The sequence below is a fragment of the Methanosarcina spelaei genome, assembly GCF_002287235.1.
Taxonomy (GTDB): Archaea; Halobacteriota; Methanosarcinia; order Methanosarcinales; family Methanosarcinaceae; genus Methanosarcina; species Methanosarcina spelaei.
Window position 1 is genome coordinate 1 of record NZ_LMVP01000324.1, and the last position, 947, is coordinate 947.

Sequence of the window (947 nt, forward strand, 5' to 3'; positions counted from 1 at the left end):
GGTAAAGATACGGAAATAAAAACAAATTACATAACAGTAACAGAAGCTTCAAAAGTACCAGATGCAGACTTTGTAGGATCTCCAATATCAGGAAGTTTTCCATTGAAGGTGCAGTTTACTGACAAGAGTACTAACAGTCCAACGGCATGGAAATGGAACTTTGGAGATGGATCTGATCTGGTAACTGAATATAATCCAACGCACACATACTCAAAAGCCGGAACTTACACTGTGAAAGAGACGGTAAGTAACGCAGCAGGTAAAGATACGGAAATAAAAACAAATTACATAACAGTAACAGAAGCTTCAAAAATCCCTGATGCAAACTTTGTAGGATCTCCAATATCAGGAAGTTTTCCATTGAAGGTGCAGTTTACTGACAAGAGTACTAACAGTCCAACGGCATGGAAATGGAACTTTGGAGACGGATCTGACCTGGTAACTGAATATAATCCAACGCACACGTACTCAAAAGCCGGAACTTACACTGTGAAAGAGACGGTAAGTAACGCAGCAGGTAAAGATACGGAAATAAAAACAAATTACATAACAGTAACAGAAGCTTCAAAAGCTCCTGATGCAGACTTCGTAGGATCTCAAACATCAGGAAGTTTTCCACTTAAGGTACAGTTTACTGATAAGAGTACAGGTTCCCCGACTTCCTGGAAATGGAACTTCGGAGACGGATCTGACCTGGTAACTGAATATAATCCAACGCATACGTACTCAAAAGCCGGAACTTACACTGTGAAAGAGACAGTGAGTAATGCGGCTGGTAAAGATACGGAAATAAAAACAAATTACATAACTGTGACATCAGTTACAAAACCTGTTGCTGCATTCTCTGCATCTCCTGCGTCAGGAAATTTACCTTTGAGTGTTACCTTTACTGACAAAAGTACCAATAGTCCAACTTCATGGAAATGGAACTTTGGAGACGGTACTTA

General features: G+C 39.9%; 1 protein-coding gene. It reads left to right on the plus strand.

What is annotated here, in order from left to right:
• Positions 1–947 (plus strand): PKD domain-containing protein (locus ASJ81_RS13785; RefSeq protein ID WP_141241732.1); only part of this gene is annotated, 947 nt, incomplete at both ends.